This is a genomic window from Marinobacter sp. GH_1, assembly GCF_048595985.1.
Classification (GTDB): Bacteria; Pseudomonadota; Gammaproteobacteria; order Pseudomonadales; family Oleiphilaceae; genus Marinobacter; species Marinobacter shengliensis.
In genome coordinates, this window is sequence record NZ_CP184460.1 from 1,436,795 (window position 1) to 1,462,404 (window position 25,610).

Consider the following 25,610-nt stretch of genomic DNA (forward strand, 5'->3'; position numbering starts at 1 on the left):
ACTTCTGATCAATCTGATTCCAAAGAACAGTAGAAAGAGACAGGCTATGGCAAACCAACAGAAAGAGACGACAGTCATCGTTGGCGGCGGGCACGCAGCAGGTGCGCTCCTGACAACCTTGCTGCAAAAGAAATATCAACATGAGGTGGTCCTGGTGGGCGAAGAGCCACATCCACCCTATCAGCGGCCGCCCCTGTCCAAGAACTACCTGGCAGGCGAGGTGGATCAGGAGTCGCTGTACCTCAAGCCGCGCTCGGTGTACGAGAACGCCGGCCATCAGTTGCGGCTCGGTGTACGTGCCGAACAAATTGATCGGGACAACAAGACCATCAGTTTGTCGGACCAGAGCACATTGAAATACGATCGACTGGTCCTGGCCACGGGGTCACACGTTCGACGCCTGAACGCACCCGGGGCTGACTTGAAGGGCATTCATTACCTACATGACATAGCTGACTCGGATGCCCTGCGTGAACAACTGGTTCCGGGGAAACGCTTGGTCATCGTGGGTGGTGGTTACATTGGCCTTGAAGTGGCAGCCAGCGCTACCAAAAAAAGCGTTGATGTCACGGTACTGGAAGCGGCCGAGCGTCTTATGCAGCGTGTAACAGGCCCGGAAATGTCGGAGTTTTTTTACACCAAACACAGTAACGCTGGCGTGGATCTACGCCTGAACACGGCGGTAACCGGTTTCGAAGCTAGCGATCAGGGGCATGTGGCTGGCGTGACATTGGCGAGCGGCGGCACTGTACCGGCCGACATCGTGCTCGTTTCAGTGGGTGTTGTGCCGGAAACCGCGCTGGCTGAGGCCGCCGGCCTGCCCTGTGATGACGGCATTATTGTTGACGAGTTTACCCGCACAGAAGATCCAGCCATCCTGGCGATCGGCGACTGTACCCGCCACCGGAATCTTTTCTTCGAGAAGATGCAGCGCCTTGAATCTGTCGCCAACGCGGTTGATCAGGCCCGGACAGTGGCGGCAACCCTGATGGGCGAGAAGAAACCCTATAATAGCGCTCCATGGTTCTGGTCGAACCAGTATGACGTGCGTCTGCAGATGGTGGGGTTGTCGCAATATCATGATCAGCGTGTGCTGCGCGGAAGCCCGGAAGACAAGGGATTTGCGGTGTTCTATCTCCGCGATGGCTGTGTCATTGCTGTTGATGCGGTCAACCTGCCCATCGCTTTTATGGTCGGCAAGACCCTCGTTCAACAACGCAGGCAGGTCAATCCTGAAATGTTGAAGGATCCGGATATTGAACTGAAGTCCTTGGTGAGCGGTCAGTCCATAAATTGAAATTGACGACCGAGTAGAGCTGTGCCCTTAGTTTGCCCAAAATTGCGAAAGCAATGCACAACTCATACGGCCTATGGATATCATATCCTACGACCGACAGCTTTCAGTGAGCGCAAAGGATGCGTGAGCCACAACCGGCGGAATTTCCCGTAGCCAGACACATTACTGTTGCTCTGGTAAACCGAGAGCACCATAGCGAATGATATGGACTCCCCCTGCTCCCACGGCATCGATGTGCCACATTGAAGGTGTCTGACATCTTCAATCAAAAGCAGGAGGAGTCATCATGAATGTTACAACCATTGGCATCGATCTGGCGAAAACTGTGTTCAGTATTCATGGCACCGATCAACACGGCAAGGTCGTGGTTCGCAAACGACTGAACCGGCCCAAGCTGTTGCCTTATATCGCTCAGCTCCCACCCTGCCTGATTGGCATGGAAGCCTGCTCGGGTGCCCACCATTGGGCTCGGGAAATGACCAAACTCGGCCACGATGTCCGAATCATTGCACCCCGGTTTGTCGCGCCCTATCGCAAGAGCAGCAAGAACGACGACAACGATGCCGAGGCCATCTGTGAGGCAGTAGGTCGGCCGAATATGCGGTTTGTTCCAATCAAGACCGAAGACCAGCAAGCCGTACTGTGCCTGCATCGTATTCGCCGTGGACTGACCAAAGAACGCACCGCGCAGATCAATCAGATTCGTGGGCTGCTGGCCGAGTTCGGACTGATCATTCCCCAGGGCCGTTACGCCGCACGGCGCCGGGTTCCCGAAATCCTGGAGGATGCCGAAAACGACTTACCCATGCTCGCTCGCCGCTTAATCAACAACATCAACCAACGCATTCGACAGCTCGATGAAGAAATCCTGGCTTACGATCGGGAGGTCGAAGCGATGGCCCGGAGCGATGAGCAGGCCAAGCGCCTTATGGCCATACCGGGTATCGGACCACAGACCGCAACAGCCCTGCTGGCCAGTGCGCCTGACCCCAGACAGTTCAAAAGTGGGCGACACTTTGCCGCATGGTTGGGTCTGGTGCCCCGACAATACTCGACCGGTGGCAAGGTGCGACTTGGCCGAATCACCAAGCGCGGGGACAAATACCTGCGAACGCTGCTGATCCATGGCACCCGGGCAGTGATTGCAAAATTACCGGATAAGAATGATCGACTCAGTGACTGGGCCAAAGACCTGGTGGAACGACGTGGATACAAGCGGGCCGCCGTTGCGATGGCGGCCAAGAACGCCCGGATTATATGGGCACTACTCATGAATCAAACCGAGTTTAAGACACAGCCTGTGGAGGGCTAAAACCGAGCACCAACGACAGGCAGAACAAGCCTGCCAGAAGAGTCTTGCAACGGCAAGCGATGACGGAACGGTCAGACCGAGAGTGGGAGAACCTGTTTATTTCTGCGGCTCAGCGAAGCCGACTAACGAATAAGGTCCCCGCTCACACGCATCATCATCCTGGCCCGGGCAAAAACGCCCACAAAGAGGCCGAATGTAGAGCCGCAGTCTCAAACCGCTTCGGATTCAAATGGCGTTGCTTGACCGCAGGGGGAGTCCATGTAGGTGAAATAATTCTCTATATGTCCCACTAATAACCTCACCTTGCAATTACCGACGAAAATATGAACTTGATTTTACCCACAAAGAAAAAGCGAAGTCTCTATCGGCCATTATGGGTAGAGGTTCCGATCACTCAATCCTTCATAAGCAACATCGCCCATTCGGTGTCGACCTCTTGTTTTGGTTCATCTGAGCATATGCTTTTTCATGCGGATGGGTGGTGGCAGCCAAGACAGGGCTTTTCAGACTGCAAGCTTCAAGCGGTGTGTAAATCAAACACAGTAAGATTCCGGCTTATTGATGGTGGACATCAAGAACCGATAGTTACGAGCGGTATTAATGTTAAGACACTTGCTCGATTAAATGAAACTTGCGGGACTACTGAAAAGGTTTTCTATAGTAAGGACGTGCCGGTCCTGATGGCTATATACTACTCGACTAAACGATACGAGACCTTTAAATGATGCATAAGGCTGGGGCTATATACCTAAGGAAGATCTGAATAACCGCTGGTTTTTGCCCCTTTTCCGCAATCTTGGCGGAAAAGGGGCGCATTGGTCTTACGCTGCAGGTTTTTTATCAATCAGCAGGTTGCTGAAAGCGACCAGCAAATGCAGACGGTTGGTATACTTGGCATTTAAAAGCGATATGCAACACCGATGCTCACGATAGTGGGGTCCACTTCCACTTTTGCCTGAACAGGGGCCGGGCCCAGGTTACCGGTGATATCCGCCTCGAAGGGTGCATATCTAACGTCAAAATTTGCCGACCAGTTATTGTGTATCCTCCAGCGAAAACCAGCCTGAACCGCAGGGGCCCATGTATCTTCGACGTCGAAGTCGGTTAGTGCGCGATCCTTCTCATCTAAAAAGAGAATCCGTCCTACACCCGCTCCAAAGTACGGAGAGAAGTTGCTACCCGTCAAAACATGATACTGAAGCGAAAGAATTACCGGACCATAATCTGTTTGACCAAGAAAAAGACCGGAGAGAGACTCTTCGCCCTGGAGGTCCGCACTAGCGGGAATGCCGCCAAAAATGTTAAATGCCAGCTGATTACTCAGAAAATACGACACGTCGAATGATACGGTCGTATCGTTGTTAATAGACAGGTTGGAATTTGGAACGGGGGCACTCCCCGCAGAGGCTGATCGCAAATCTTCATCGGTTAGAACTCTAGTGGCATTCAGCCCAACCACCCAGTCGCCTCTACTGTAAACCGGCTCAGATTGAGCGTTGGCCAGGCTCGCAGCAAGTGAAAGTAAAAGGAACGCCACTAACGAGACTTTACTAATTATTTTAGGTTTCATTTTTTATTATCCTTTTTGGTATTAAAACAAATTGGCTTTAGGTAAAACTGCAATTTTTCGTAACACAAATGCCACTCATTGAAGCTAGCTTGCCGGTTTATTGACTAATACTTCCCCATACTCAGAACGCAGCTTGTTTTTTAATACTTTCCCAGTGGCATTGCGTGGCAATCCTTCCACAAAGATCGCGCGATCCGGGATCTGCCACTTGGCGACTTTCCCTTGATAATGAGCAAGAAGTTCCTCCTCAGTAATATTTGCGTCGGGTATTTTTACTGCCAACAGGATCGGTCGTTCGTCCCATTTATCATGGGAGGCCGCCACTACGGCAGCTTCATTGATGGCAGAATGGCCCATTGCGATTCCCTCCAATTCGACTGTAGATATCCATTCACCACCAGATTTAATAATATCTTTTGAGCGGTCACGTATTGTCATAAATCCATCATCATTGATCGAAGCAACATCACCTGTCTCGAACCAACCGTCTTCCTCAAGAGTCTGATTTGGTTCAACACCGAAGTAATCGGCTACCACCCAATGACCACGGATGCGGAGATTTCCCTGAGCAATGCCATCTTCGGGCAGTTGATGGCCGTCTTCACCCACAATTTTGAGCTGCACCCCGTAGGGAGGCCGTCCCTGGCTTTCACGGATTTTGTTTCTTCCTTCCTCCGAAAGAGTATTGTGTTTCGACAGCAGTGCATTGACGGTTCCGATCGGTGATGTTTCTGTCATTCCCCATGCATGGACAACTTCTACGCCATACTTACCACGAAACTCCGACATCATTGAGGGCGGACAAGCGCTACCCCCTATCACCGTCCGTTTAAGCGACTGTGCCGAGGAGCCAAGCTCGTCCAAAGCCGAGAGAAGTCCCTGCCAAATTGTAGGCACACCCAGCGCAATCGTTACGCTTTCTGAATCGATCAGCTTGACCAAACTTTGTCCATCCAGGCCAGGACCAGGCAACACCAGTTTGGCTCCAACCATCGCCGTAATGTAGGGTACCCCCCACGCATTTACGTGAAACATAGGAACAACCGGCATCACCACGTCCCGTGCCGATAAATTCAGTGCGTCGGGTTGAGCAGCTACCAGCGCGTGCAGAACGGTGGAGCGGTGTGAATAGAGCACCCCTTTGGGATTTCCAGTGGTGCCCGATGTATAGCAGAGGCTTGAAGCCTGGTTTTCGGCGATTTCAGGCCAATTCGCGTTAGGCGTTCCTCGCTGGAGAAACTCTTCATAAAACAACAATCCTGGAAATTGCGCTGCAATTTCTTCGTCCGGTTCGGACATCAATACAAATTTCTCAACCGTCTCCAGTCGGTCTCGGATATTTGAAACAATGGGAAGGAACGTTTTGTCAAAGAATATGACTTTGTCTTGAGCATTGTTGATAACGTAAACGAGTTGTTCTGGAAACAGTCGCGGGTTAATGGTGTGACACACCATCCCGCCACCAGAGATGCCAAGGTAACATTCCAGGTGCCCCACGTTATTCCAACAAATGGTCGCGCACCGATCCCCCTGGACATAGCCTGCCGTTCGAAGCGCTGACGCAAGTTGTCGCGACCGCTCCGAAACAGTTGCCCAGTCAGATCGACTGGGATTTCCATCCGTTCCTATCGACACAATCTCAGCGTCTCCATGGTAGCGAGCAGCATGGTCGATCAAGGAATTCACGGTGAGCTCCATGTTCATCATTTGGCCAAGCACGTTTATCTCCTGTCGTTTTTGTAGTTGGTTGACGCGAGTATCTGGCGTCATTAAGGTCCAATGTAGAAGGCATAATCCGGGTTTGAACCTAAACATTTCCCAAGAGGATGTCGGCTGCATTTTCGGCAATCATCATGGTGGGTGCGTTGGTGTTACCGGCAACCAAACTGGGCATTATCGAGGCATCGACAACTCTTAGCCCTTCAATCCCTCTGACTTTTAATTCCGGATCAACGACTGAATCCGGATCCGCGCCCATACGACAAGTGCCAACGGGGTGGTAAATAGTCTCTGCATTTTCCCGGATAAAGTCCGCAATCTGACCGTCCGAAGACACCGAGTTTCCGGGCTTAATTTCTCGTTTACTATGTAAAGCCATTGTTGGTGCCCCGAGTATCCGTCGTCCAAATTTAACGGCCGAGATCATTGTTTTGATGTCTTCGGGGTTACTGAGATAATTGGGTTGAATCAACGGGTCGGCCAATGGGTCAGGGCTTTTGAGACCTATAAAACCGCGGCTTCTGGGCATTAGATCGCAAATATGCAAGGTGTACCCATACCCGGCCATCACTTTTCGTCCATGATCCTTCAGGTAAGTTGGCAAAAAGTGGAATTGCACATTTGGCCGTTCGCACGAGCGCTCGGATTTAACAAAGCCTCCGGACTCGGCAACATTACTGGTAAGAAATCCACGTCGCGCAAAGATATATGAGAATAATGCGCTCACGCCCCGAAACAGGAAACTGGGAGCAACGCCAATGGGCAAACGTGAGTTCGCCGCGTGCATGATCGTAATATCCAAATGATCAACCAGATTCTGGCCGACCTCAGGGAGATGATGCACAAGGGGGATCCCGTGTTTTCCAAGCTCTTCGCTATCACCGATTCCCGAAAGCATAAGTAGTTGTGGTGAATTAACCGCACCACCAGACAATATGACTTCACCGCCGTTATTGAGTCTAAGCTGGCGATATTCGCCCCCCTGGTTCAGTGTCACGCCGACTGCCCGCTTACCGTCCATTACCACCCGGGTTACCCGCGCGTCCGTTAGCACATCAAGATTAGGCCGGTTCTCCGCGACACGCAGAAATGCCTGCGCTGAACTCCAACGGCGACCATTTTTTTGTGTCACCTGGTAGAGTCCCAATCCCTCTTGCGTCTCTCCATTAAAGTCCGTGTTTATCGGGAGCTCTACATGAGGTGCCGCTCGAACAAAATCTCGACTCAACGGATTGACTGATTTGAGTTCACTTACGGTGAGCTCACCGCCCTCCCCATGGTAAGAATCTGCGCCAAAACGTTTATTATCTTCCAGTCGACGAAACAATTTTAAAGCGCGATCCCATCCCCAGAGGTCTGTCCCGGCAACTTGACCCCAGTGGTCATAATCGGCTTTGTGACCTCTGATATAGACCATGGCGTTGATAGAAGAGGACCCGCCAAGTGTTTTCCCACGAGGCCAAAACAGGCGGCGCTCCTTTAGATGTTCTTGAGGTTCGGTTTCAAGAGCCCAATTCAGCTTTTTACTATTGGAAAGGAGTGCTATACCTATAGGCATATGTATGAGTGGATTTTTATCCTTTGGGCCCGCTTCTAGCAACGCTACTCGCTTTGAAGAGTCCGCCGTAAGCCGATTGGCCAATACACAGCCCGCCGATCCCGCACCGACAATAATGTAATCGTACATAATAACTCTCTTATTATTTGATTATGCTCAGCCCAGAATACGAACAGCAGCCTCTATAAGACGCCGGACCCAGGCTGTATAGGGTGGAAAAAGAAGATGCATAAGAGAATGTTTATCCTCCATCAACGCCTTTTCATGCGAAAAAGCGCGGAAACCGTATTCACCGTGTGCCGCCCCTATCCCGGAATTATTAACTCCACCAAACGGCAGACCCGGATGTAGAAAATGCACAACTGTAAGGTTGACTCCTACAGCGCCGGAGCTCGTTCGCTCGATAATATCCGTGGCAAAAGACTCGTTTTTGTCGAATATGTAAAGCGCAAGCGGTTTAGGGTTATCGTTGATTTTCTTGATAACCAGATCAATATCGTCGAATTCAATAACGGGTAAGATCGGGCCGAATAACTCCTCACGTGAAATATCCATGTCGCTGGATACATTTGAAATCAACGTCGGAGCAATAAAATTCTCTTCAGCATCTGTAACACCGCCCTCAAAGACTCTTGCACCTTTGTTTTTGGCATCATCTATCAGGTTTGAAACTCGCTGGAAATGACGTCGATTTACAATCCGGCAATAGTCGGCGGTCGATTTCTGGGCTTCTGGTGTTTTTCCATAGACTCGCCCAATTTCCGTTTTAAGTGCTTCATTGAATTGATCTGCGATATTAACGTGCACAAAAACATGATCTGGGGCGATACAGGTCTGTCCATTATTGGCAAACTTACCCCAGACAATGTTTCTTGCAGCCCTCTTTATGTTGGCATCTGGGCCAACAATGGTCGGGGACTTACCCCCCAATTCCAGCGTCACTGAGGAAAGGTTCGTGGCGGCAGCCTCCATGACCACCTTGCCTACCGCAGGACTGCCCGTGAAGAATATGTGGTCGAAGGGTAAGGCCAACAGTTTCTGCGCTACCGCGGCATCACCCTCAATCACGGAAACCAGATCGGGAGGGAAGGTTTCGGCGACAATGTTGGCAATCACCTTTGAGGTATGTGGTGTCATTTCCGAGGGTTTAATGATGGCTCCGTTCCCTGCAGCCAACGCTGAGACGAGAGGCCCGAGCGCAAGATTGAGCGGATAATTCCACGGTGCAATAATCAGGCACACTCCCTTTGGTTCTGGCCGAACATAAGATTTCGTGCCCAGAACACCAACGGATGCAGCCACTCGCTTCGGACGCATCCATTTACGCAAGTGTTTTTTAGTGTGTCGAATTTCCTGAAGCACCGGCAGGAGTTCAGTTAATTTGACTTCTGGAGCGGGTTTTCGAAAGTCCGCCGCGCAAGCCGCAATGATGTTTGATTCGTGGCGTTTAATTGAATCCCGCAGCTGGTCGAGCTGCGCTATTCGAGCCTCCAAGGTAAAGCTTCCGCGACGCGCAAGTTGTGCCCGCTGTAGGGCCGCGAACGTTGAATCAATCGTATCGCTGGTTGACACATTGGTCACCCCAACCTCCGCCAGACTAGCAATCTGCATTATAAAATCACCTCTTGCCGAACGAGACTGTTGTTATTTTCAATCGGATTACTAGTCTTCATAGAGGACATAGTCCTCTTTTGTGGCACCACAGTCCGGACAGCACCAATCGTCTGGAATATCTTCAAAACGAGTGCCGGCAGGGAAGCCTTCGGCTTCATCTCCGAGAGCTTCATCGTAGATATGGCCGCAAGTGATGCAGACCCACTTCCGATAGGTATCTTTTTGAGTCGAGTCTTTCGGCGATTTTGAAGAGTTAGGCTTGGGTTTCGCTTTGGGCTTTGTTTTATTTTTAGCTGAAGGAGTAGATGCGCCCGTTGCTTTCTGCGATGCTCCCTCGGTCTTAGCTTGGCTGGCAGGGCGGACCGCTGTATTGGTTGCGGACACCGAAAGTTCCGGGTTCGCTTCTTGAAGCGCAACGAAGTCAACCTTATCCCTGACGGCACAGTCTGGACAGGACCAGTCTTCAGGAATTTTTTCCCATGTCGTTCCTGCAGGAAAGCCTTCGTGCGGATCACCAACCACTTCGTCGTATACATAACCACAATCAGGGCATTGATATTTAGCCATCTAGAGCACCTTTCAAACGATATTATTGTCTTTGTTTTGGTAGCGCCCGACGCGCACCCTCTTTCAGGTGCACGTCAGAGGCTCTTTTTCTGCAACGTAAATAAAGTAAACGAGGTATATAAGTTCCGATTAGCCGATCATTTAGCCGCGGCGGTATCGACTGATTCAGAATCAGTCCCACCAAATTTACGCTCATAGAATTCACGCTTGCCGGGTTGAATCTGAATCTTATCGAGATCTCCTTTAGCCCAATCCAGCACCCGGTGGTCCATTATCGAACGAAACCATGAGGGAAACATTGCGGCCAGGAACATCCCGGGATATCCCGATGGTAAGGAAGGCAGGTCTTTGAAGTCGCGAAGCGATTGATAGGACCTTGTAGGATGGGCGTGATGGTCGGAATGTCGTTGCAAATGAAACAGAATCAGGTTCGACATAATATGGTTTGAGTTCCATGAGTGGTGCGGTTGTTGACGCTCATAACGTCCATCCGACATCTTCTCGCGCAGCAATCCGTAATGCTCAATGTAGTTGGCGCTGGTCAGCTGCCACCAGCCAAAGGCCATTTGAATGGGCAAAAAGATCAGCATTAACGGGCCAAAAAACGCCAGCAATCCCGCATAAAGCACAGCGGTCAAAATCATAGGCTGAAGAACTTCGTTCTCCAGGCTCCAGACACTTTTTCCACAACGACTGAGGCGCTGTTCCTCTAAATCCCATGCCCGCTTGAAAGCACCGGGAATTTCACGCAGTGAGAATGAGTAAATGGACTCACCCATGCGGGATGTCGCCGGGTCCATCGGCGTAGCCACATCACGGTGATGCCCCTTATTGTGCTCAATGAAGAAATGACCATATCCGACCACGGCGAGGACAAGCTTCGCCATCCAACGGTCAAACGTTTCTTTTTTATGGCCAAGTTCGTGGCCTGTGTTCAGAGCCAGGCCATTCACGATTCCCAGGGAAAGGGCCAATGCCAGAAACTCGAAAACACTCATTGGTTGCGTGGATACCCACCAGGCACTGACAATCAAGGCGGCATAGTGAATAGGAACCGTCAAGTAGGTCAGTACCCGATAGTAACGATCCTGTTCAAGCCGAGGCACAGCCGACTCAGGGGGGTTTGAAAAATCCTCTCCAAACATGGCATCAATCAAGGGAACTGCGCCATACCAAAGGATCAACACCAATCCGTACCAAATGCTCCATCCAGTCTGGGATACCAAATAAAGGCCAATAAGAGGCGTCGCTGGCCACAGCACAGAAAGGACCCACAGGTGGCGTTTTCTGTCCACATAACCTTCGGCATCAGGGTCTCTCTGAAGAGACTCTGTTGTTAAGACATTTTCTGACATTGACATTAGGATCACCTTATTGTTTTTCAGCTTGATCATTTTTCTACATTGTGCGAACACCGAGTCCCTCAGGTGAACGGACAAGTTGTAGGCATGAACAGGTTTGGCCAGAACCGGAGATCAAACAACTACTCTAAGGGGTAGTTTTCGCACTAGACATCTATCAATATGCTTTCACCCCATAGCGCCCTCGCGTTTCGGGGAGACGAAGCAGGAGATCGGATTGTCATGACCCGCCATAGCTTGGAAGACTGGTGTCGGAGGATGTCTGAAAGGATGTGGGCTCGTCAGTATTTCATTACTCAAGGGTGTTTAGACCGCTATTGCCTGAGGCCTTCTGCTACGCCTGAATCAAAGGTAGTTCTGTATCGGGCCCCGCCAGGCTATGGAAAATCTGTACAAGTGGCCTTGGCAGCAAACACTCGCGAACTGGAACGTGAGAGCGCCGTTTATATCAATACCCGGTCGTGCCCTGACTCATGTGACGTTAATGGCAGTTTGTTTGCAGCGTTAGTTTTATATCAACTCGAAGGAGTTGAATCCTGGCGCATGATAAAAAGTGACATCGACACCATCGAAGTTCTTCGAAACGCACTGTGTAATGCAAAAAAGACGATAAGAATTTGCCTTGATGGGGTTGGCGAGGCTAAACATACCGCGGATTTGATTGAGGATTTAATCTGTGAAACACCGAGCAATGTGAAATTTTTCATTGCACCGAGTCGCGTCGGGGCGTTGCCACGTTTGTCTATGATGGCGGGTGTTGTAACGTATGGTGCTGATGAACTTGTATTTACAGAAGAGGAGGTTAGTGAATTATCTGGTATGGGTGGCCCCGAAGCCAGCAACATCATAAAAGCGACCGGTGGATGGCCAGCACTTGTCAGGCTTATGTGCCGAACCCCAAACCCAAATCTCCCCGCAGCGACTTGGCCGGAAACTCGCTCGTATTTCAGGGACAACCTCTTAACTGCGTTACCCAATAGTACGAGGACCTTTCTTTGCAATGCAGCGATGCTCGAAGTAATCAGCGCTGAATGCTATGGCTATGTCTATAAGACAGAAGAGGCCGACCGGGAAATTACGTTTCTTAACGAACATTATGCTCTTTTAGCTCCCACCGGGACTTCTGCTGATCGTATGGATATGCACCCTGTGCTGCGAGAGTATTTGCGTAGTTTATTTAACACCACCCAACGAGAACGTCGCTCGTATGTACTGAAACGGGTCGCGTTCTGGCATTGGCGTAGGGGAGAGTACCTCCATTCAATCAATGCAGCTCTGGAAGCCAGTGACCATCGATGGGCTCGCGTCGTAAGTGACAGCATTATCCTGGACGTGGCACTCAGACAGGGTGAAATCGAAGTACTTCGCACCTGGTTTGGAAAAGTACCGGCTCGCACGATAAAAAAAATTGCCGCCTTGAGCATAGGTTACGCGTGGATTTTGTATTTCAGCCAACAAGCTCGTCAAGCAGACGAAATACTGGCTAGTGTCCCGTCTGGGTAATCCGTTTATTTATTATCAATAACACTCAGCTTTGCTCGCGTCACTGAAGTCATAATCGATTCTGCACTCTTGTGCCAGCGGAACGGCTTTGCCAGTTTCTCATTATGAGTTTGGATAAAGCGACGAATCGCCTTCTTAAGTTCGCCGACACTGGTAAAAATGCCACGGTACAAAGCGCGGCGTTCCAGTTGACCAAACCAGCCCTCCACAGCATTCAGCCAAGAGGCGCTGGTTGGTGTGAAGTGAAGCTTGAACCGGGGATGCTTTTCCAGCCAGGCTTTCACTTCTGGTGTTTTGTGAGTCGAGCTGTTGTCCAGAATCAGATGAAGGTCCTGCTCTTTCGGTGTTTCTCGATCAATTTGTCGCAGAAAATCGAGAAACTCTTTGGCGCGGTGACGTTGTGTAATGCGCCCAATCACTTCGCCGTTCAGGGTATTCAGGGCCGCGTATAAGCTGGTCGTCCCGTGCCTCTTGTAATCGTGGGTACGGCGCTCGATCTGGCCGGGTTTCAGTTGCAGCTTTGGTTGAGTGCGATCCAGTGCCTGGATCTGCGTTTTTTCGTCAACCGACAGCACCAGCGCGTTATCCGGCGGATTCAGGTACAGGCCAACGACATCGAAAACCTTCTCAGCAAAGTCTGGATCGTTGCTTATTTTGAAGGTTTTCAGCCGGTGTGGTTTCAGGTCAGCCGCTTTCCAGATCTGATGCACTTGCCAGCGGCTAACACCGGCATATTCGGCCATCAACCGGACGCTCCAGTGGGTAGATTCCTTGGGCAGCTTTTTGACCGTGTCATCAAGAATAGCTTTAACCTTTTTCTGGTCCAGCTTTCTGGGTTGTCCAGGTCTTGGTGCATCCCGAAGACCGCTCAGACCCTGTTCGGTGTAACGATTACGCCACTTGAATACCGTGGCCGTCGTGGTTCCCAGTTGCTCCGCAACGACTTTGGGTGATTCACCGGAATTCAGGGCCAAAACGATTCGTGCTCGCAGAACAAGATTCTGACTCAGCGTGCTTGTTCGCAACCAGCTTTCCAGCTCGAGTTGATCGTTTACCGTAAGATTAAAGGGTGCTGGTTTCCGGGCCAAAACAGAGTCTCCGAGCTCGTAAATAATAGCTCGAATTATAGCCCACTTCCGCTTAGGAATTAACCAGACGGAACACTAGTTCGCTTCATCCGAGCTCCAGGGGGGCGAGCAATCTTGATGAGGAAGGATGGCGGGAATTGGTTAATGCGATAGGCAAAGCTACACAGGATGAATTACTGGAGAGTCAGGTTCTCTGTCAAAAATGGATAGACGCCTTTGGCGACCGTAACATGGTTGGCAAAGGCGCAGCACTTACTTGCCAGGCATTCATTGCCTCCAGTGGACGCCATTTTGAAGAGTTGGAGCGATTGTCCCATCGAGCGGCTGTGGCCATCCAGTCATCCAATCAACATTACGCTTTTATCTGGCTTAAAACTGCAGAAATTCAGGCTGAACTGTTCAAGGGTGACATCGCCCGAGCAATGAGTGTGTTGATCCAGGCGAATAAAACAGCAGAAAAGATTCAGGTGCCAAAAACTTTTTTAAATAAAATGTTTGGCACCCTTGAGTTACAAATCCTGCACGAACAGAACCATCACCTGGTTACCCAGGAATCTGCACAGGCTTCGTTCGATTTCGCTTTGAACTATGGCGTTACAGATATTCTGTGGGGGTGTACACAGGCCTACAGCCGTTTTCTGTACCACCAAGGGTTCCGAGATAGAGCCATGGCCTTGTTGGAACAATCCCGCTTAGCCTCCTGCGAGCGAGAGCTCTCTCGTCTAAATATCCTGACTAAAGTTCAGTTAGCTGAGTTTACTCTCCTGAACAACGAGGAATTGGGTCCACCCATACTCCCCGATGAATGTGAGCTGACGTTCCTGCCAAATCAAAACCAGGCCATTCAAGCACGTATGGCCCTGGTAACCTCAATGTATAGACTACGGCTTGGGAAACAGTTTGGTGTCGCCGAAAAATATGCCAAACAAGCACTACAAAGCGCCAGCGCAATTTCAGACGCTAGAACCAGGATCGCCGCCCACTATTGTCAGGCCCTGGCAGCGTTTGCCCTCGGCTCATCAAAATCGGCGAAGCGCATGATTCTTGATGCAAACCTACTTTCGGAACATTTGAACTGTCACTTCACACGGCTCTGGATCAAAGAAGCGCTACTTTCTCTTAGCCCCCTTGCTCAGGATCTTTTTAACGATCTGCCAGACGACTCTGAAGCTAAAGCTACGAAGGATCCCGATGTCAGAATAGAAGACTCCAGCGTGCCACCTGTGCCCGGCAATGCCCACTCAACTATCACGATAAAGCAGATTTCTCTGTTGAAATGCGTAAGCAACGGAATGACCAACAGAGAGATCGCTGAACGGCTTCTCGTGACGGAGGATACCGTCAAATGGCATATGAAGAAGATTTTCAGCGAACTTAAAGTAACCAACCGGGTTCAGGCAGTCACTGAAGCTCGACTGCGCGGACTTTTATAGTGCTACAAAAACAAAAGAGGAATCGAGCGAATATGCAAAAAATAGTTATCATTGGCGCTGGAATAGCCAGCCTGACCGCCGCAGAGGCTCTCCGCCAGAATGGATTCGACGGAACGATTACCATTTTGGGCGAGGAAAACACGCTGCCTTACCAGCGTCCCCCGTTGTCCAAAGCCTATTTGACCTCAGATGAGTTGCCCTCGCCAACTCCGATCCGTTCTCCTAATTTCTTTCGGGACAACAAAGTTGAATTTGAACAAGGCGGTAAAGTAATAGCGCTTGAACGATCGGCAAAGCAAGTAGTGATTCAAGGCGGCAGGAAAATTAAATACGACACGCTGATTTTGGCAACAGGAGCGAGGCCACGTCCTATTGATTTACCTGGTGAGAGCGCAAAAAATGTTTTCTATCTCAGGAATCTTGACCACTCCGCCGCATTACGTAATGCCCTGTTAGCCCCGGAATGCGAGAAGGTGGCCATTCTCGGCGCGGGTGTTATCGGGCTTGAAGTCGCCTCCGCTGCCAATCTACAGGGAAAACAAGTCTCTGTGTTTGAGGCCAACAGCCGAGCGATGTGTCGAGTAGCGTCACCATTAACAAGTAATTTTGTCAGAAACCGCATGGCCTCCGCCGGCGTAATGTTCTACTTCAATGCTAGCGTCAACCAGATTCTCACTGAGGGAGACCGAGTTTCCGGTATCCGTTTGTCCGACGGCACTACGAAACCCGCAGACGTCGTTGTTATCGGTATAGGAGCCATCCCCAATGCTGAACTTGCGCAAGACGCAAACCTGGATTGCGACGGTGGTATTATAGTAGACAGCGGCATGCGTAGCTCTGACCCTGACATATTTGCGATCGGAGATTGCGCTAAAGCCGTCAACGTTTCCACCAATACACCCATCCGAATAGAAACTATTCACAATGCCATGCTTCAAGCACAAATTGCGGCGGCTCATATTTGTGGTAAACCGTCTCCGCCTGCCTCTCCTCCTCGTTTTTGGTCAGATCTCAACGGCATGAAAGTCCAGTGTATTGGAATCGCCACTGGATACGACCGAATTCAGCGGCGTCCCACAGAGAGTGACAATGCCTGTGAATTCTGGCTCTTTTCCGGAGACCGGATGATCGCAGCTGAAACGGTCAATCTTCCCACCCGGCAAGCCAAGCTATCTAAAGCTCTCTCCGGGTAAGTGTAAGCGAGATGGGATGCAACTCATTCTCATCTCTGAGATTTCTATGTGTCGAGCCTCGTGACTGAGCATATCCAGCTGCAGGGGGATTCTGGCCCTCCCACAAGCTCTGCTGTAGAGCAGGAGATACAGAATCGCCCAGCCCAGCTGTGATGGCCACAGTGACCAGTCATTCACCCGGGGCTTACCTAACGACCAGGAAAGTGGAGCAATTGCCAAAGCGATTATTCAGATGGGACATAGCCTAGGACTCGATGTACTGGCCGAGGGAATTGAGACCAAAGAGCAAGAAAACCATCTCCGAATCCTTGGCTGTGATGCGGGACAAGGCTATCTATATGCTAAGCCGCTCTCAGTCAAAAGGTGCGAGGAGTACCTACAAGTTACTGACTGGGTTTAATTGGCCCGATGGTGGTCATCGAATCAATTTGGGATCACCGAACGCTTAGTGTGCGCCGGCGTTATCGCACCATCTGAACGTTCGCTTTGCGACCAGGGGCACCTAAACAATGGCGAACATTCATCATCCCCCTTTGTAAACGCGTCTGCCCTGGCATCAGTAACCTCCCTAGGGTATGAGTTCCAGTTCCTTGCGAATTTCCTCGGCAGTCGGCCGCAACTGAGCAAGCCCTTTCCTCGACCGTCGCTGCCCCAGATAATAAAGGATTGGCGACGCGATAAAGACCGAGGAGCTGGTGCCAATTACAATTCCGAACAGCATGGGCAAGGCAAAACTCGCAACGGCGGCTCCACCCGCAATGCCCATGGGTAGCAGCGCCAGAAAGGTCGTTACCGAGGTAAACACAGTGCGGGTAAGCGTCGATGAAATACTATCGTTCAGCAGTTCCAGCATGGGGCGGTCCGGCGTCTTGCGGATGTTTTCCCGGATGCGGTCAAACACTACCACCTTATCGTTGACCGAATATCCCATAAGCGCGAGCAGTGCCGCAACTGCCGTCAGGTTGAACTCCACGCCGGCGAGGGCGAAGAAACCGATGGTTTTGGTGAGATCCAGCGCAATGGTCAGTGTGGCGGCCCAGGCGAAATGGGACTCGAATCGGAACCATAGGTACGCCAACATACCAACACCGGCCAACAGAATAGCCAGAATGGTGGCATCACTAAAGCCACCGCTGACTTTAGGCCCTACCATATCCACTTTCGGGAATTCCGCCGTTGGCTCGACAGAGGTAACAGCGGTTTTGAGCAATGCCACTTGCTCCGCGGTCGCCCCCGGTACTCCTTGCTCTGCTGGCAGGCGAATAAGGAAGCGCCCATCCGCGCCTGCTTCCTGAATGGCGGCGTCCTCTAGGTCTTTCGCCTGAAGCGTGGTTCTCAACTTATCAACAGTGACTCCCTGGGCCTGTACCTCCACTACCGTACCGCCGGTAAAATCGACGCCGTATTTCAGTCCCGGCTGCACAAACAGAGCGATTGCCGCAATGGAGAACACCGCCGATACCATGAGACCGATCACGCGACCGCGCATGAAGTTCACGCCCCGCTCACTCAGGCGGTCAAGCAGGGCTATGCCAGAAATCACTAACGGTTCCCGTGCACGGCCCCGGATGCGCCACTCCATGATCAGGCGGGTGACCGCTATTGCCGTAAACAACGACGTTACCAGGCCTATGCCGATTGTGACGGCAAAGCCCCGGACCGGCCCGCTGCCAAACAGGAACAACAGGCTGACCGCGATCAGTGTCGTGAAGTTGGAATCCAGAATCGTTCTGTAGGCCTTGCCGAACCCCTCTCGGAGGGCCATCCAGGCAGGCTTGCCCTGGCGGGATTCTTCACGGATACGCTCGTTAATCAGAATATTGGCATCCACCGCCATGCCAATGGTGAGGATAATTCCAGCAATACCTGGCAGAGTCAGGGTAGCCCCCAGCAAGCTCAATATCCCGAACACCAGCCCAATATTCACCGTCAACCCGACACAGGCAATTAGTCCCCAACGTCCATAAAGCCCGATCATGAAGGCAATCACCATGGCTGCGCCCAGCAAACCGGTGGTCAGCCCCATGGCGATGGCGTCACTGCCCAAGTCAGGGCCCACGGTACGTTCCTCGACCACATACAGGGGCACGGGCAAGGCACCAGCTCGCAGTAGCAGAGCCAGGTTACTGGCTTCTGTTGTGGTAAATCCACCGCTGATCTCTCCACTAGCGCCAATGGCGCTGCGGATTACCGGCGCTGTAATCACTTCACCATCCAGTACAATGGCTAGGGGCCGGCCAATGTTGTTCCGGGTCATATCCCCAAACAGCCGGGCACCCTTGTCATCCAGTTTGAAATTGACCACCGGCTCGTTGGTATCCGGATTGAAAGCCATGCGTGCGTCACGGATGTGCTCGCCTGCTATGGCAACCCGTTCTTCCAGTTTGTAGTCTCTGTCTTCGTAGGCACCCGGCAGAATAATGGTTGCGATATCTTCCTCCGCCGTTGCCCGGGCTGCCCAGTGAAACGTCATTTTCGCGGTGGTACCGAGCAATTCACGAATCTCGCTCGGGTCGGCGACGCCCGGCATTTGTACCAGAATGCCGTCACTACCCTGGCGAGTGATGCTGGGCTCCACCAGTCCGGTTTCATCCAGTCGCCGTCTGACTACCTCCAGGCTTCGCTCCACCGCATCTCGGGAAATACCTGCACGCCAGGACTCGGTCAGCGTCAGCACCAGCCGTCCGCCGTTGATATCAACGTCGAACCGACGCGTGCCATCCGGAGTATCCGTTGCCAGTTTTCGAGCAAGGCTGGCTGCTTCAGACACCCGTTCGGGCTGGCGCACCGGTAGCTCGATGCCTCTATCAGTCATCTGGATGCGCCCGTATCGAATGTCCGCTTCACGCAGGGAGTTGGTCAACTCGCCGGCCATCGCTTCGTGCTCGCTGGCAAACAGTTCCTGGATATCCGCTTCCAGAAGCAGGTGTGAGCCACCTTGAAGGTCAAGCCCCAGGGAGACCGTATTCTGCTGGTACCAATCCGGGAGCTTCCCGGACATTGTAGGGGAAAGAAGGTTCGGCAACGCACTCAACAACCCGAGCACAATCACCAGGCCGTAAACGACGGCCCGTGTATGCAACGATTTCATGGGTAATCCTCGAAGAAAACTTCACTAACCGGTATGACTGCCCAGATGCACAGCCATGATAAAGCGGAGGACTACGCCAGAGGGGGTGCGCGAAGAAGCGGGATTAAAAAACGAGGAGATGCAGGGGGATGTCCCGCTCCTGCGGTGATGATGCAGTTACTGCGGCAAAGACCGACGCCTAGCACCATCGGACTGGCAGGCCACCAGTCGGAAAGGTCCGGATCACCACCCACTGCGGCATCGTTCTCAGAATTGCCACCTAGTACCCTGATGGACTCGTTATGACTCGCAACAACCAGATGATCCACGGTTCCGATAAAACCATGGTTGGCCTTAGTAGCTGAGGCTTGCTGGTGGGTAATTGAGGAGATAAAGACAAGCAGCAATGCCAGTAGTGAAAGCACTACAAGAGGCACTTGGAACCGTCCGCGAGGGAGAGGGTGATTGTCGTTGGTCATGCTGCTATCTCAAAATGTCGAATGAATCTTGAAACGCGGACTAACCGAAGTCAACGAGTTTATGTGGCCGGTTGAAGAAGTTGCCTGGCAGGGTTGGAGGATGGAGTAGCGTCAGCGTCAAGCCACCATACCTTGTCGGAAATAGTCGGCTTCCAGTTGTGGGGCAATAGCTCGACGATGGCAGTGTTCTTCTGCGTCGGCAGTCGAGTCAGCACACCCTTCAGGTAGGCATAGGGATCATGCCCGTTCAGCTTTGCTGGCTGGATCAGTGTCATAACAGCAGCAGCACGCTGACTACTAGAAAGAAAGCCAAAAAGTGAATCTGCTCCAATATGATTGAATGTCCGCTTTGCGACCGCCGGTCTTCTCTATCTCCTTAAATGTAGGCCGAGGGCTCGCACCTTTTAATAACTCAATATTCCCATTGCTCAGTCGGGGCCGACTTTCCCTTGCCGACGACCCGGTTAAAGTGGATTGAACGATTTTTCAGCAAGATCGTACTCTAAGAGGTAGATGGTCACCGGGGCTGGCTTATCCTGCTGTGGATAAAACTGATTTACACGCTCAGCTCCAATGAAAGTCCACCGTGACGCGATTCAACTTGTTTTAGGCATGCCGTCGATCCGTAGTCACCTGTTCGGCCATCAGTCGGGCCAGAGGAGAAAAAGATAACCGAAATACAGCGCCAGCAGCACAGCACCCTCTACCCGGTGCAGCATGCGCCCTGTATACAGAAGCGGGATCAGCAAAACCGTAAAGAGAATCATCACTCCGTAATCCAGAGTCGAAATCCCGGGTGCTTCTATAGGCGAAACAATCGACGCCACCCCCAGTATTCCAAGGACGTTGAATATATTGGAGCCAACGATATTGCCTATTGCGATGTCAGGCTGCTTTCGGAAAGCTGCAACCAGCGAGGTTGCCAATTCCGGCATGCTGGTCCCCGCCGCGACAATCGTCAGACCGATCACCGCTTCACTGATTCCGAAACTGACCGCCAATGCCACAGAATTCTCAACCAGTAGGCGGGAGCCAGCCACAAGAATCGCCAGCCCAACCAGGATCAGAGCAATATCGACACACCAATGACGTGATGTATTGACTGCCAGAATGTTTTCCTCATCCGCACTGGCGGGGGGAGGTTCTCTGCGGGCCAAAATGACGCTCATCCATGTGTAGGCGACAATTCCTGAAAACAGAAGCACGCCCTCAAGGCGGCTGAGAGTTTGGTTCAGTAGTAGCAAAACCAACAGGAGGGCGACTCCCAGGGCGACAGGAGCGTCTATCTTGATAACCTGGCGGTGAACCGGAATAGGGCACACCAATGCTGTTATTCCAAGAATCACAGCAATATTGAAAATATTTGAGCCCACCACATTGCCCACCGAGATATCTCCCTGGTTGGAAAGCGCAGCTTCCACGCTTACCACCAGTTCCGGTGAGCTGGTTCCAAATGCAACGATGGTCAAGCCCACCATCAGGCGATTGAGACCCGCCCGCAGTGCCAGTGATGAACTGCCCCTGACAAGGCCCTCTGCCCCAACGAAAAGGAGGACAAGTGCGAACGCGATATACACAAGGTTGGCTAGCAATTTGATCGACCACTTATATTACTGGGGGCTTAATCACGGCTCGTTCTGTGTCCAATCGTCGGTTACCTTACACAAAAGCTGTTGCCGTGTCTGTTCAGCCCGCTCGTATACCGGGCGCCGGAATAACGACGAAAACAGCACTGTAGTTGGCAACGGCAAAACTGATACTTTCAGGTTAGATCATGGGTTCTACCCCATTACTGCGGACATGCCAAAAAAGAGGCTGAATTTCTCCAAAGGTGAGTGCTGGTCTATCCGCCTGAATGTTCGCTTTGCGACCTTAACGTAACGCCGATTATGCGCAGTGTACTTGGGAGACCACCAGAGCCTGAAGCGGGTTCCAGGGCACGTCCTTGTGCCGACTTCGTTATTTTTTCTTCCGAGACGGTTTACTCTTTTCACCGACGGTTTCCCGCGGGTGTTTCTTGGCAAAGGTCTCGGTTACATAACGGCCTGTTACAGCGCTTCGGTATTTTTTGGACATGCGTCACCTCACATCAATGAAAAGATTCTAGCGATGCCCAGGGATGCCCTCGGCATCATCCTCATTTAGCGGTTTGGCCAACTCCGGAAATGGGCGCAAACACGCTGAAGCGTGCCGTTGACCATTCGGAAGTAGGCTCGAACGTAGACAGCGGGTCTGATGACCATGGCTGATCTCCTGTACGAGATAGCCAGTGAGGTGACGGTAAGAGGCGTTACGATCACGGGACGATAGATCCAAAGGGTATTGGCATACAAGCGTCTCGTTTTGTACTATTCTCAACCCATCAGTCTTACTGGCTGTGTGGATATAGGTAGGGGGTTATTCTTGGCGGAAGGCCCCTACCGCTTGGTAAAACCTCAGGGCTTCGGTCCTGGGGTTTTTTATCGCCTAAAGAAAGGCGATGGACTGATGATACTTGCCTTTGGCCACTTCGTCAGCCTACTTACCAAACAGACTCACAATATTGTGTTATCCAATATTTTCATTAAAAAACATATGGTTATATTGATTTTTCTAATTTCTATTTAAAAAATCAATGAGTACTGCCAAGTACAATAGGATGAATGATTGGGCGGCAAGTTTTTCTGCCGTTTCAGACCGGTCTTCGATGATGTGAGGGTGCTCCTTTAATGCGACTAGGAGGGGTCAGACATCGGCAGATCCTGATACGGTAATGAGAAGCATCGGCCAGAAAGGCCGGAGAATAGTCAGGGCAGGATTCTAAGCCTTTCGTCGGTCGCAGGCTACTGAGCATGTATATAAGGGCGGGGTACTGCCCGACTCCAACGCCATTATCAGGCCCTTACCTATGAATGGACCGCCAGGCCGATTCCGCAAACTGTTCCCGATACTCGAGGGGTGACGTCTGGATCCGCCCGGAAAGCCAGGCCCTGCAAAAGTTCTCCGCCGGCCCGATGATCAGAGATGGAAGTAATTCCTGGCATTGAATAATCTCATTCGCGCCGGAATCCAGCCTGAATAACAGCTCCCTCAGCTCACGGTAGTTTTCAATATTGCGCTCTCTGAGTTGCTGCTGATGTGGCCCTTTAGCCACAGCGGATCGAGCCTGAAAAAGGAAACGAGCCCACTCCGGGTAACTCGTTACCCAGTCCACATAACTTTTAACGATGAGGTGGACAGCTTCTTTCAGTGTTTTCGCCGTCTCCAGAGCTGATGTCAGTTTCGCTCTCTGATTATCCTGCGCACAGAAGAATAGGGCGCTCAGAATGCCTTCTTTGTTTCCGAAATGATGGTAGATAGCACCAACACTGGCGCCACACCGAACCTTGATGGTGTCGATGGTCGTGGCTTCCACGCCAAGCTCATTGAAGCAAGCCAGGGCGTTCTCAAGAATGTTCCGCTTCAGCGCAGATCTGCGCCCTGGGAACGGCTTTTCGAGAATATCGTCGTCAGGCATAAAGGGCTCTTGCTCATTCCTGTATCGATTAATACGGCAGTTTACTCCTTGACAGCCTCTCCATAAACAGAACATTATTCTTTTACAGAATGATATTCTGTTTAGTAACTTGTCGCTACCAAATATCATGGAGATCACGATTTATGAGCCAAGCACTCGCAGCATTCAACGCCTTTGGTGCCGAAAGTTTTTCCAGCATGATGTGTCAGCAAGCGCCGTACTTCAGCACTATCCAGCCAACGCTTGTCGAATTGAAGCAAGGCTACGCCGAGGCGAAGGTGCCATTCAGGAAGGAAATCACAAACCACCTGGGAACGGTCCACGCCATTGCCATGTGCAACGCCGCCGAGTTAGTCGCTGGCCTGATGACTGATGCGACAATTCCGAGCGGTGCCCGATGGATTCCTCAGTCAATGAGCGTGAATTACCTGGCCAAAGCGAAAACCGACCTGCGCGCGATCGCAAACGGAGAAGGAATTGACTGGGATAGTGCGGGACAAAAAATCGTTCCGGTTTCTGTCATCGACGAAGACGGGCAAACGGTATTCACTGCAGAAATCACCATGAACGTAAAACTGGGGTAATAGATATTTGAATGCCGGGTTTATGGCCCGGCAGCCTCTCTAAAATATGCATCCATAATGAAGCGTACGCCGTATAACCCCTCACGATTTGATGGGGGAAAAACCATGATAAAAGCAGTTCTGCAAACCGCCACATTTCTTGGCGCAATTTCTTGTTTTGGGTTGGTAAATGCGACGGAGACGAGAACCCCTCTGGTTCCGCTTCCCTCTGTCGTTGATTTTACCGATGGCGATGGCTGGGGTGTTGGGCTTGGCCTGGGCGTTGAGTATGAGACGGCTTATGAGGGTTCAGACGAGTTCGAGCTTGAGGTCGATCCGGCTGGGGGTGTTCAGTGGCGAACGGGTGACCACCTTTTTTTCTGGGCAGGTGAGGCCATTGGGTGGCGAACACTGGCCAGGGATGCGTGGTTGATTCAAGCCTCGGTAGGCTACGAAGAAGGCCGGGAAGAGGGTGATTCCGAGGATGGCAGACTGGATGGCCTGGGTGAATCAAGTTCTGGAGCGGCAATGTTGCTTGAGGTGCGTTACGCTCTTGCAGAAAACTGGCGTTACTTCCTGGATGGTCGTGTTTCAGCGGGAGAGATCGGTACGTTGGGGATTTTCGGCGCAGGAACCTGCCTGGCTTGCCAGCCTGATGGCACTGGATGGGAAATTGGCGCGGCTGCAACGTTCCACGATGGCAAGTTAGCCAACCGGGACTTTGGTGTGAACACCCGGCAATCGATAGACTCAGGTCTTCCAGAAACCGACGTTGATAGCGGGTATCGTTCGACGGGGGTCAATGTTAATTACCGGAACTACCTGAATAAGAACTGGCAGATCTTCGGCGAAGCTCTTTACGAAGTTTATGGGAGTGACGTCTCAGATAGCCCGATATCCCGGAATGATTATGAAGCGGAGATTGGTGTTGGCTTCATTTATGTTTTTTGATGCGCCTTAATAGAATGATGGTACCAATTCAGCCGAAGGCGAAACTGGAAATGAATACAACGGCAAAGCAGGCCGTCAGCCTGCTTTGCGTCTGCGTGAAGATAGGAATTAGTGCCCCTGCCCTCCAGCAGCGCCATGCACGCCCTCTATATAGTGAATGTAATTGACGTAGTCAGCGACAAAGGCACGCCCCTTATCGCCGCTTTGATCAGCCATGGCCCTTGCACGCTGAGCCTCATGATAACGCTCACGAATACCGTTCTCGATCTTGCGGGTTATATTTGCCACGAGGCGATCAATTTGCCCGTTTTCCAACGCCGCATCCGCCGCCATTAAACCCGGATCAATCTGTCCGGAAGGCTTGATGCCGGTAAAGGGTGCGCCTTCGGAGGCACGATGAACCTCAACGAGCGTCGAGAACAGATGCTGATCGGCAATGTTTTTCGCAGTTTCGCTTTGCCCGCGGACTTGGCGCACATCGGCGAATACCCTTTTGATTTCGGCCTCATCCTTTGCCGGCACCCATTTGAGCAAGGGCTTAACATTGCCTGACTCCAGTGCCGCACGGGCTTCGGTAATCACGGGACCGTCCAGAGCATCACAATGAGCTTGGGCGCTACCGGCAAACATCAGGCTGAAGATTGCTGCGGCCACTGCGGGAACAGTGGTTTTGCGTAATTTGGTTTTCATACATGACCTCCTCATAGTGCGTTGAGCTTCACGAGCACCGGGTTTGGTGGCGCTTGGCAATCAGAGTACGGAAGGGAGGTCAAAGAAGCGTTCTCAGGTACGAAACCGAACCGATTCCATGGTTTGGAAATAAAATATATAATTCA

Annotated in this window: 19 protein-coding genes and 1 pseudogene; 8 read left to right on the forward strand and 12 right to left on the reverse strand. The window is 51.5% G+C overall.

The window, feature by feature from the left end; all coding sequences use genetic code 11:
* Positions 1 to 46 precede the first annotated feature (46 nt).
* Entirely contained in the window at positions 47 to 1,297 is a 1,251-nt protein-coding gene (locus ACNSOI_RS06605; RefSeq protein WP_041654915.1) for an NAD(P)/FAD-dependent oxidoreductase, read from the forward strand.
* 286 nt (positions 1,298 to 1,583) lie between these two features.
* The gene (locus ACNSOI_RS06610) at positions 1,584 to 2,609 is read left to right on the forward strand and encodes an IS110 family transposase (RefSeq protein ID WP_008170306.1); all 1,026 of its coding nucleotides are present in this window, start codon (positions 1,584 to 1,586) and stop codon (positions 2,607 to 2,609) included.
* A gap of 898 nt (positions 2,610 to 3,507) precedes the next feature.
* Here the strand turns inward: ACNSOI_RS06610 and ACNSOI_RS06615 are convergent.
* The 6 genes from ACNSOI_RS06615 to ACNSOI_RS06640 all read right to left on the reverse strand — a co-directional run bounded on the left by ACNSOI_RS06615 (position 3,508) and on the right by ACNSOI_RS06640 (position 10,998).
* Positions 3,508 to 4,179, reverse strand: coding sequence for an OmpW/AlkL family protein (locus ACNSOI_RS06615; protein ID WP_008170303.1), 672 nt, complete (start codon positions 4,177 to 4,179; stop codon positions 3,508 to 3,510).
* 84 nt (positions 4,180 to 4,263) lie between these two features.
* Positions 4,264 to 5,949: a long-chain fatty acid--CoA ligase gene (locus tag ACNSOI_RS06620; protein ID WP_236040830.1), complete on the reverse strand. Its 1,686-nt coding sequence runs from the start codon at positions 5,947 to 5,949 to the stop codon at positions 4,264 to 4,266.
* A 37-nt stretch (positions 5,950 to 5,986) separates the two neighbouring features.
* Positions 5,987 to 7,585, reverse strand: a complete 1,599-nt coding sequence (locus ACNSOI_RS06625; RefSeq protein WP_058091244.1) for a GMC family oxidoreductase — start codon at positions 7,583 to 7,585, stop codon at positions 5,987 to 5,989.
* 27 nt (positions 7,586 to 7,612) lie between these two features.
* Complete coding sequence (locus tag ACNSOI_RS06630; protein ID WP_058091245.1) at positions 7,613 to 9,067, reverse strand: aldehyde dehydrogenase family protein; 1,455 nt, start codon at positions 9,065 to 9,067, stop codon at positions 7,613 to 7,615.
* A gap of 51 nt (positions 9,068 to 9,118) precedes the next feature.
* A complete protein-coding gene (locus ACNSOI_RS06635; RefSeq protein WP_011783984.1) occupies positions 9,119 to 9,637 on the reverse strand; it encodes a rubredoxin in 519 nt (172 codons plus the stop codon).
* 137 nt (positions 9,638 to 9,774) lie between these two features.
* Positions 9,775 to 10,998 carry an alkane 1-monooxygenase gene (locus ACNSOI_RS06640; protein WP_197463861.1) on the reverse strand — a complete coding sequence of 408 codons (1,224 nt, stop codon included), beginning with the start codon at positions 10,996 to 10,998 and terminating at the stop codon, positions 9,775 to 9,777.
* Between the two features lie 222 nt (positions 10,999 to 11,220).
* Between ACNSOI_RS06640 and ACNSOI_RS06645 the strand changes: the two genes are divergently transcribed.
* Positions 11,221 to 12,501: a hypothetical protein gene (locus ACNSOI_RS06645; RefSeq protein ID WP_420195399.1), complete on the forward strand. Its 1,281-nt coding sequence runs from the start codon at positions 11,221 to 11,223 to the stop codon at positions 12,499 to 12,501.
* Between the two features lie 5 nt (positions 12,502 to 12,506).
* Here the strand turns inward: ACNSOI_RS06645 and ACNSOI_RS06650 are convergent, their stop codons facing one another.
* Complete coding sequence (locus tag ACNSOI_RS06650; protein WP_420195019.1) at positions 12,507 to 13,589, reverse strand: IS630 family transposase; 1,083 nt, start codon at positions 13,587 to 13,589, stop codon at positions 12,507 to 12,509.
* Between the two features lie 137 nt (positions 13,590 to 13,726).
* Between ACNSOI_RS06650 and ACNSOI_RS06655 the strand changes: the two genes are divergently transcribed.
* The 3 genes from ACNSOI_RS06655 (at position 13,727) to ACNSOI_RS06665 (ending at position 16,615) form a co-directional block, all read left to right on the forward strand.
* A complete protein-coding gene (locus ACNSOI_RS06655) occupies positions 13,727 to 15,022 on the forward strand; it encodes a helix-turn-helix transcriptional regulator (protein ID WP_420195400.1) in 1,296 nt (431 codons plus the stop codon).
* Positions 15,023 to 15,054: 32 nt separating this feature from the next.
* On the forward strand, positions 15,055 to 16,215 hold the full coding sequence (locus ACNSOI_RS06660) for an NAD(P)/FAD-dependent oxidoreductase (protein WP_041654924.1): 1,161 nt from the start codon (positions 15,055 to 15,057) through the stop codon (positions 16,213 to 16,215).
* A gap of 133 nt (positions 16,216 to 16,348) precedes the next feature.
* Positions 16,349 to 16,615 carry an EAL domain-containing protein gene (locus tag ACNSOI_RS06665; protein WP_081496573.1) on the forward strand — a complete coding sequence of 89 codons (267 nt, stop codon included), beginning with the start codon at positions 16,349 to 16,351 and terminating at the stop codon, positions 16,613 to 16,615.
* 168 nt (positions 16,616 to 16,783) lie between these two features.
* Here the strand turns inward: ACNSOI_RS06665 and secD are convergent, their stop codons facing one another.
* The 4 genes and pseudogenes from secD to ACNSOI_RS06685 form a co-directional block, all read right to left on the reverse strand.
* A complete protein-coding gene (gene secD / locus ACNSOI_RS06670; protein WP_058091248.1) occupies positions 16,784 to 19,306 on the reverse strand; it encodes a protein translocase subunit SecD in 2,523 nt (840 codons plus the stop codon).
* 604 nt (positions 19,307 to 19,910) lie between these two features.
* Positions 19,911 to 20,075: pseudogene (locus ACNSOI_RS06675) on the reverse strand (transposase domain-containing protein); the annotation flags it as partial.
* 333 nt (positions 20,076 to 20,408) lie between these two features.
* A complete protein-coding gene (locus ACNSOI_RS06680) occupies positions 20,409 to 21,341 on the reverse strand; it encodes a calcium/sodium antiporter (RefSeq protein ID WP_197463860.1) in 933 nt (310 codons plus the stop codon).
* Positions 21,342 to 22,645: 1,304 nt separating this feature from the next.
* Positions 22,646 to 23,260: a TetR/AcrR family transcriptional regulator gene (locus ACNSOI_RS06685; RefSeq protein WP_022989544.1), complete on the reverse strand. Its 615-nt coding sequence runs from the start codon at positions 23,258 to 23,260 to the stop codon at positions 22,646 to 22,648.
* Positions 23,261 to 23,403: 143 nt separating this feature from the next.
* Between ACNSOI_RS06685 and ACNSOI_RS06690 the strand changes: the two genes are divergently transcribed.
* A complete protein-coding gene (locus ACNSOI_RS06690; RefSeq protein WP_022989543.1) occupies positions 23,404 to 23,844 on the forward strand; it encodes a hotdog fold domain-containing protein in 441 nt (146 codons plus the stop codon).
* Positions 23,845 to 23,949: 105 nt separating this feature from the next.
* Complete coding sequence (locus ACNSOI_RS06695) at positions 23,950 to 24,774, forward strand: MipA/OmpV family protein (RefSeq protein WP_094625969.1); 825 nt, start codon at positions 23,950 to 23,952, stop codon at positions 24,772 to 24,774.
* Positions 24,775 to 24,882: 108 nt separating this feature from the next.
* Here ACNSOI_RS06695 and ACNSOI_RS06700 read toward each other — a convergent pair whose 3' ends face one another.
* Entirely contained in the window at positions 24,883 to 25,464 is a 582-nt protein-coding gene (locus ACNSOI_RS06700) for a DUF6448 family protein (protein WP_061332935.1), read from the reverse strand.
* Positions 25,465 to 25,610 lie beyond the last annotated feature (146 nt).